Here is a 7206-nt window from a genome sequence, read left to right as displayed (position 1 = left end):
GGGCGCGTACCCGCCACTGGAACCGGGCGCCCGGGTTGAATCCCGCGTCGGCGAAGGTCGGCGAGGAGTTGTTGATCTGGCGGTTCGGCCGCCAGACGCCGGTGATCACGGCGGGGCCGGTGGCCGAGTCGTCCGCGGCGACCGGGGTGCGTTCGATCTGGTAGTCGGTGGCGCCCTCGACCGGGGTCCAGGCGAGGGTGGCGTAGCCGTCGCCCTGCGTGACCGTGAGGCCGTGAACCTGGTTCGGCTCGTCGGCGGCGGCCTGCGCGGGTACGGGTCCGGTGACCGCCGCGAGGGCCGCGGCGAGCAGGACGGAGAGGATGGCCGTCGTCCGTCTGTCTCTCATGGAAGCTCCAGAACAGGTGGGATGACACGGGTCCGGACAGCACACGCCAGCCACCCCGTCGACGGTTGACGGTCGACGATTTCTTGAGATTGATCTGAGGATGCGCGGGTGAGTCCACCGGTCAGCTCGCCCGGAGCCGGTAGCCCACCCCGCGTACGGTCTCCACCAGCCCGGCGTCGTCGAGCTTGCCGCGCAGGGCCGCCATGTGGACGTCGAGGGTGTGCCCGGAGTTCCAGGTGCTCTGCCAGACGTCCATCAGCAGGCGCTCCCGGGGCACGACGGTCCCCGCCTGCCGGGCCAACGCCATCAGCAGTTCGAACTCCTTGCGGGTCAGGCTCACCTCCCGGCCGGACAGCCAGACCCGCCGGGCGTTGAGGTCGACCCGCAGGTCACCGACCTCCAGCGTCTCCTCGACCCGTGCGGCGCGCGCCGTGCGGCGCAGCACCGCCTCGATCCGGGCCTGCAGCTCCGCCATCGAGAACGGCTTCACGACGTAGTCGTCGGCGCCCGCGCGCAGCCCGGCCACCCGGTCACGCTCCTCGGAGCGGGCGGTCACCGCGATGATGGCGACGTCCTCGTCCTGCCGGCGGATCCGCCGGCACAGCTCCAGGCCGTCCCGGTCGGGCAGGTTGAGGTCGAGCAGGACGAGGTCGACCGGACCAGCGGTGGCCGCCTCGGAGACGGTGGTGGCCGCGATGACCTCGAAGCCCCGGCGGCGCAGGGCGGAGGTCAGTGCGGACGCGACGCGCAGGTCGTCTTCCACCAGAAGCACCCGCACGCGCGTCTCCTCGGCCCTCGTCCCGGCAGGTCCAGGCGAGTCTTCCCGATGGACACCGGCCACGACCAGCCTGGACGGAAGATCACGACCACCGGATGACCCGGGTCGAGCCGTCTCGGTGACCCGCCGACGATCGCCCCTGTCGAGATCGACAACTTCGGCGAAGTTGCTGCCTCGACGCGGCGGGAGGTGGCGACTTCGGGAAAGTGCGCCGACGCTGGCGCCCGACCGGGCGCGCCGCCGCAGGGCGACGGCGCGCCTCGGGGTGCTCAGCGCAGGCCGGCGGCGGCCAGCAGGTTGCCCTCGGGCAGGGCGGGCAGCACGTGGCCCCGGGCCATCCGCTGCTCGGCCCGGGCGGCGGTGAACGCGGCGTCGCCGGCGATGGCGGCGGCGTACGTGCTGGCGGTGCGGGACGCGATGGCGGCCCAGCCGTACTGCTCGTGCACCATCGCGCGAGCACGGCGGGCCAGCGCCTGGGCCCGGTCCCGGTCCGCCAGCAGCGCGTGCACCGCCTCGGTGAGCCCGTCCGGGTCGTGCGGGGCGAAGGTCATGCCGGTGACGCCGGGCTCGACGATCTCGGCCAGCCCGCCGGTCCGCGACACGGCCAGGGGCGCGCCGGCCGCCGCGCCTTCCAGGGCGACCATGCCGAAGGGCTCGTAGATGCTCGGCACCGCGAAACAGTCGGAGGCGGCCATCACCGCGGGCAGGTCGGTGCCGCCGAGGAACCCGGGCATGCTGACCGTGCCGCCCAGCCCGAGCCGGTGCACCTCGGCCTCCAGGGTCGCCTTGTACGGCCCGTCGCCGACCACCACCGCGCGCAGCCCGGGGTGCCGCTCCCGCAGCCGGGGGAGCCCGGCGAGCAGGTGCTGCACGCCCTTCTCGTAGACCAGCCGGCCGGCGAAGGTGACCAGCGGGCCGTCCCCGGCGAACCGGCGCCGCGCGGCGGCGACCGCGCTCGCCGGCACCCGCCAGCGCTGCGGCTCGACCCCGTTGGGCACCACGTCCACCCGCGCGCCGGGCACGTCGAACAGCGCGGCCACCTCGTCGCGCATGTAGCCGGAGCAGACGATCACCCGGCCGGACTCGGCGGCCAGCCAGTGCTCGACGCCGTGGATGGTCCGGTTCATCTCCTCGGGCAGCCAGCCCTGGTGCCGGCCGGCCTCGGTGGCGTGGATGGTGCTGACCAGCGGGATGTCCAGGTGCTCGCGCAGGGTCATCGCGGTGTGCGCGACCAGCCAGTCGTGGGCGTGGATGACGTCGTACCCGCCGGACTCGGCGGCGCGCAGCGCGGCCCGGGTCAGGGTGTGGTTGAACGCCATGGTCCAGGCCAGCAGCGAGCCGGTGGCGAGCGGGAAGGTGACCGGATCCTCGGCGGCGCGGACGATCCGCACCCCGTCGGCGTACTCCTCCAGGGGCGCGCCCTCGGCGTGGCGGGTGACGACGGTGACCTCGTGACCGGCGGCGGCCAGGGCGACGGAGAGGGCGTGCACGTGGCGGCCGAGACCACCGACGAGCACCGGCGGGTACTCCCACGACAGCATGAGGATGCGCCGGGGCCGGGACGGCACGCCGGACTGCTGCGGAATGGCGGGGCGGGAGGTGAGAGTGGGGCGGTGGGTCCGGTCCGTCGCGGTGGCGGGCTGCTCGCCGACCCGCAGGATGGTCACATCAATCTCCGTCCATGCATGCTGGAACGCGCCGGCGACACTGGCGGCGTGGGAAGCGTGGTGAGGTGGCCGAGAGGCCGAGTGGACCCGCGCGGGCGCGCGCGTCCACCAACAAGGAAACGGCATCCCGCGCCGACCCGCACGTGGAAAAGGGCGTTCGTGACGGAAGACACCCGAAGGGCCGGCCGGCCTCAGGTGGGTGGATTCCGGCGACGGCCCGAACAGCTGGATTGGCGATGCGTACGGCGGGGCATTAACGGCGTGCGCACCGGCGGCCCGGCCGTCCGGTGCGCTCGTGATCGTGGGCTGAAGGAGCGACATGCAGGTCTGGCCGGGCGAGAGCTACCCCCTTGGCGCCAGCTACGACGGGATGGGGACCAACTTCGCGATCTTCTCGGAGGTGGCGGAGCGGATCGAGCTCTGCCTGTTCGACGAGTGGGACACCGGCGCCGAGCGCCGGGTCGAGCTGCGCGAGGTCGACGCGTACGTCTGGCACGCCTACCTTCCGGGGATCGAGCCCGGCCAGCGCTACGGCTACCGGGTGCACGGGCCGTGGCGCCCGGCCGACGGGCTGCGCGGCAACCCGCACAAGCTCCTGCTCGACCCGTACGCCAAGGCGGTCGACGGGGAGGTCACCTGGGACCCGGCCGTCTACGACTACGAGCTGGGCGGCGACCCGGACCGGATGAACGAGACCGACTCGGCGCCGTTCATGCCCAAGTCGGTGGTGGTGAACCCGTACTTCGACTGGGGCAACGACCGGCCGCCGCGCACCCCGTACCACCACTCGGTGATCTACGAGGCGCACTGCGCGGGCTGACCATGCGCCACCCCGACATCCCCGCGGAGCTGCGCGGCACGTACGCGGCCATCGCCTCACCCGTCATGATCGACTACTTCAAGCGGCTCGGGGTGACCGCGGTCGAGCTGATGCCGGTGCACGAGTTCGTGCACGACCACCGCCTGGCCGACCTGGGCCTGCGCAACTACTGGGGCTACAACACCATTGGCTTCTTCGCCCCGCACCACGGCTACTCGGCGCTCGGCCGGTTCGGCCAGCAGGTGCAGGAGTTCCGTGGCATGGTCAAGGCGCTGCACGCGGCCGGCATCGAGGTCATCCTCGACGTGGTCTACAACCACACCGCCGAGGGCAACCACCTCGGCCCGTCGCTGAGCTTCAAGGGCATCGACACGCCGAGCTACTACCGGCTCTCCGAGTCCGACCGGCGCCACTTCGTCGACTACACCGGCACCGGCAACAGCCTCAACGTGCGCAGCCCGCACTCGCTCCAGCTGATCATGGATTCGTTGCGGTACTGGGTCACCGAGATGCACGTGGACGGCTTCCGGTTCGACCTCGCCGCCACCCTGGCCCGCGAGTTCTACGAGGTGGACCGCCTCTCCACGTTCTTCGAGGTGGTCCAGCAGGACCCGGTGGTCGGCCGGGTCAAGCTGATCGCCGAGCCGTGGGACGTCGGCCCGGGCGGCTACCAGGTGGGCAACTTCCCGCCGCAGTGGACCGAGTGGAACGGCAAGTACCGGGACACCGTGCGGGACTTCTGGCGCGGCGAGCCGGCCACCCTGGCCGAGTTCGCCTCCCGGATCTCCGGCTCCGCCGACCTCTACCAGGACGACGGCCGCCGCCCGTTCCACAGCATCAACTTCGTCACCTGCCACGACGGGTTCACGCTCCACGACCTGGTCTCGTACAACGACAAGCACAACGAGGCCAACGGCGAGGAGAACCGGGACGGCGAGAGCCACAACCGCTCGTGGAACTGCGGCGTCGAGGGGGAGACCGACGACCCGGGGGTGCTCGCCCTGCGCGCGCGCCAGCGGCGCAACTTCCTGGCCACCCTGATCCTCTCCCAGGGCGTGCCGATGATCGGCCACGGCGACGAGCTGGGCCGCACCCAGCACGGCAACAACAACGCGTACTGCCAGGACAGCGAACTGGCCTGGGTCGACTGGGCGCGGGCCGACGAGGAGCTGCTGGCCTTCGTCCGCCGGCTCACCGACTTCCGCAACCGGCACCAGGTGTTCCGCCGTCGCCGGTTCTTCACCGGGCTGCCGGTGGGCGGCCGGGCCGCTGGCTCCGCCCTGCCCGACCTGGCCTGGTACACCCCCGACGGTCGGGAGATGACCGGCGAGGACTGGGGCAACGACTTCGGCCGCTCGGTGGCCCTGTTCGTCAACGGCGACGGCATCCCGGAGCGTGGCCAGTACGGCCAGCGCCACCGGGACGACTCGTTCCTGCTGCTGTTCAACGCGCACGACGCGCCGCTGGACTTCACCCTGCCACCGGCGGAGTTCGGGCAGCGGTGGGAGCAGGTCATCAGCACCGCGGAACCGGATCCGGCGAAGACCACGGTGGTGGAGGCGGGGGGGAGCGTCTGCGTACCCGACCGCTCGCTGCTGGTCCTGAAGAGGTCGGTCTGACCATGCCCGGCACCCGGCTGTCGATTTCCGTTCACGGTGTTACGGACATGTTCACCGGTCGGGTCTACAGTGGGTCTGAGCTGCTCCTTCATGATCTGTTGAGCACCTATCCCGTCGCCCTGCTGGCTCCCACCGCGGAGGCTGCCGCATGACCGAGTTCACGGTGTGGGCGCCCGAGGCCGCCCGGGTTCGGCTGCGCCTGCCCGGCGTCGCCGACCACGACATGCGTCCCGGCCGGGGCGGCTGGTGGCGGGTCGAGGTGCCCGGGACCGGACCGGGCACCGACTACGCGTTCCTCCTCGACGACGACGAGCGGGCCCTGCCCGACCCCCGGTCGGCCTGGCAGCCGGCCGGCGTGCACGGGCCGAGCCGGCTCTACGACCACACCGCGTTCGACTGGACCGATCGGGGCTGGACCGGCCGGCAACTGCCCGGCAGCGTCCTCTACGAGCTGCACGTCGGCACGTTCACCCCGGAGGGCACCTTCGACGCGGCCATCGGCCGCCTCGACCACCTGGTCGACCTCGGCGTCGACCTGATCGAGTTGCTGCCGGTCAACGCCTTCAACGGCGAGCACAACTGGGGCTACGACGGGGTCTGCTGGTACGCCCCGCACCAGCCGTACGGCGGGCCGGACGGGCTCAAACGCCTGGTCGACGCCGCGCACGCCAAAGGGCTGGGGGTGATCCTCGACGTCGTCTACAACCATTTCGGGCCCTCCGGGGCCTACGCGCCGATGTTCGCGCCGTACCTCGCCGAGCGGGCCAACCCCTGGGGCCGCACCGTCAACCTCGACGGCCGGCACTCCGACGGGGTACGCCGCTACATCGTCGACAGCGTGCTGATGTGGCTGCGCGACTACCACGTCGACGGGCTGCGGCTGGACGCCGTGCACGCCATGCCGGACTCCCGGGCGACCCACCTGCTGGAAAAGATCGCGGTCGAGGTCGAGGTGCTCTCCACCCACCTCGGGCGACCGCTGTCGCTGATCGCCGAGTCCGACCTCAACGACCCCCGGCTGATCACCCCGCGCGAGGCCGGCGGGTACGGCCTGCACGCCCAGTGGAACGACGACGCGCATCACGCGCTGCACACCCTGCTCACCGGGGAACGGCAGGGCTACTACGGCGACTTCGGCTCCATCGAATGCCTGACCGACGTGCTGACCGGCGGGTTCTTCCACGCCGGCACCTGGTCCAGCTTCCGCAACCGCAGCCACGGCCGCCCGGTCGACCGGCAGCGGACGCCCGGGCACCGCTTCGTGGCGTACCTGCAGAACCACGACCAGGTCGGCAACCGGGCCACCGGCGACCGGATCTCCCAGACCCTGTCGGCCGGGCTGCTGCGGGTCGGCGCCACCCTGCTGATGACCGCGCCGTTCACCCCGATGCTGTTCATGGGCGAGGAGTGGGCGGCCAGCACCCCCTGGCAGTTCTTCACCAGCCACCCGGAACCGGAGCTGGCGGTGGCGGTCGCCACCGGGCGGAAGCGGGAGTTCGCCGCACACGGCTGGCCGCCGGGGGAGGTGCCCGATCCACAGGATCCGCAGACCTTCGTCCGTTCCCGGCTCGACTGGGCCGAGCTGGACAAGCCCGAGCACCGCGAGATGTACGACTTCTACCGGCGGCTGATCGCCCTGCGCAAACGCCGTGCCGACCTGTCCGACCCGCGGCTCGACCACGTCGACGTCCGGCACGGCGACCAGTTCCTGCTGATGCGCCGGGGGGAGTGTCTGGTGGTGGCGAACCTGGCCGGCAAGCCGCAGCGGATCAACCTGCCGGGTGTGGTGCGCAGCGTGCTGCTCGCCACGGAGAGCGGGGTGACCGTGATGCGCGACGGGCTCGAACTGCCGGCCGAGTCGGCGGCGGTTGTCGCGCTCTGAGATTCGCCGTGGACCACCGAGGTGTGCGTGGTGCGTCCACGAACCGTGCCGCGATGCCAGCCGAGGTGTAGATACTGAATACGGGAACGAGGAG

3 protein-coding genes and 2 pseudogenes are annotated in these 7206 nt (G+C 71.9%); 2 read left to right on the top strand and 3 right to left on the bottom strand.

Annotated features, from left to right (window positions below):
* From ONA70_RS02060 to ONA70_RS02050, 3 genes and pseudogenes are all read right to left on the bottom strand, one after another.
* Positions 1-346 (bottom strand): annotated as a pseudogene (locus ONA70_RS02060) (carboxypeptidase); the annotation flags it as partial.
* Positions 347-467: 121 nt separating this feature from the next.
* A complete protein-coding gene (locus tag ONA70_RS02055; protein ID WP_265004576.1) occupies positions 468-1124 on the bottom strand; it encodes a response regulator transcription factor in 657 nt (218 codons plus the stop codon).
* A 269-nt stretch (positions 1125-1393) separates the two neighbouring features.
* Complete coding sequence (locus ONA70_RS02050) at positions 1394-2791, bottom strand: glycosyltransferase family 4 protein (protein ID WP_265004575.1); 1398 nt, start codon at positions 2789-2791, stop codon at positions 1394-1396.
* Between the two features lie 319 nt (positions 2792-3110).
* On the opposite strand from ONA70_RS02050, the pseudogene glgX reads away from it, so the two are divergent.
* Together glgX and treZ are read left to right on the top strand one after the other, a co-directional pair.
* Positions 3111-5230 (top strand): annotated as a pseudogene (gene glgX / locus ONA70_RS02045) (glycogen debranching protein GlgX).
* 148 nt (positions 5231-5378) lie between these two features.
* Entirely contained in the window at positions 5379-7112 is a 1734-nt protein-coding gene (gene treZ, locus ONA70_RS02040; protein ID WP_265004574.1) for a malto-oligosyltrehalose trehalohydrolase, read from the top strand.
* Positions 7113-7206 lie beyond the last annotated feature (94 nt).

This window comes from Micromonospora yasonensis, from assembly GCF_026013475.1.
In the GTDB taxonomy this organism is placed as follows: Bacteria; Actinomycetota; Actinomycetes; order Mycobacteriales; family Micromonosporaceae; genus Micromonospora; species Micromonospora yasonensis.
Note: the sequence above shows the minus strand (reverse complement) of the source record. Positions and strands in the feature narration are given on the sequence as shown.

Bases quoted from the DNA above. Each gene is read 5' to 3' on its own strand.
- treZ (WP_265004574.1), top strand. From the start codon at position 5,379: ATGACCGAGTTCACGGTGTGGGCGCCCGAGGCCGCCCGGGTTCGGCTG.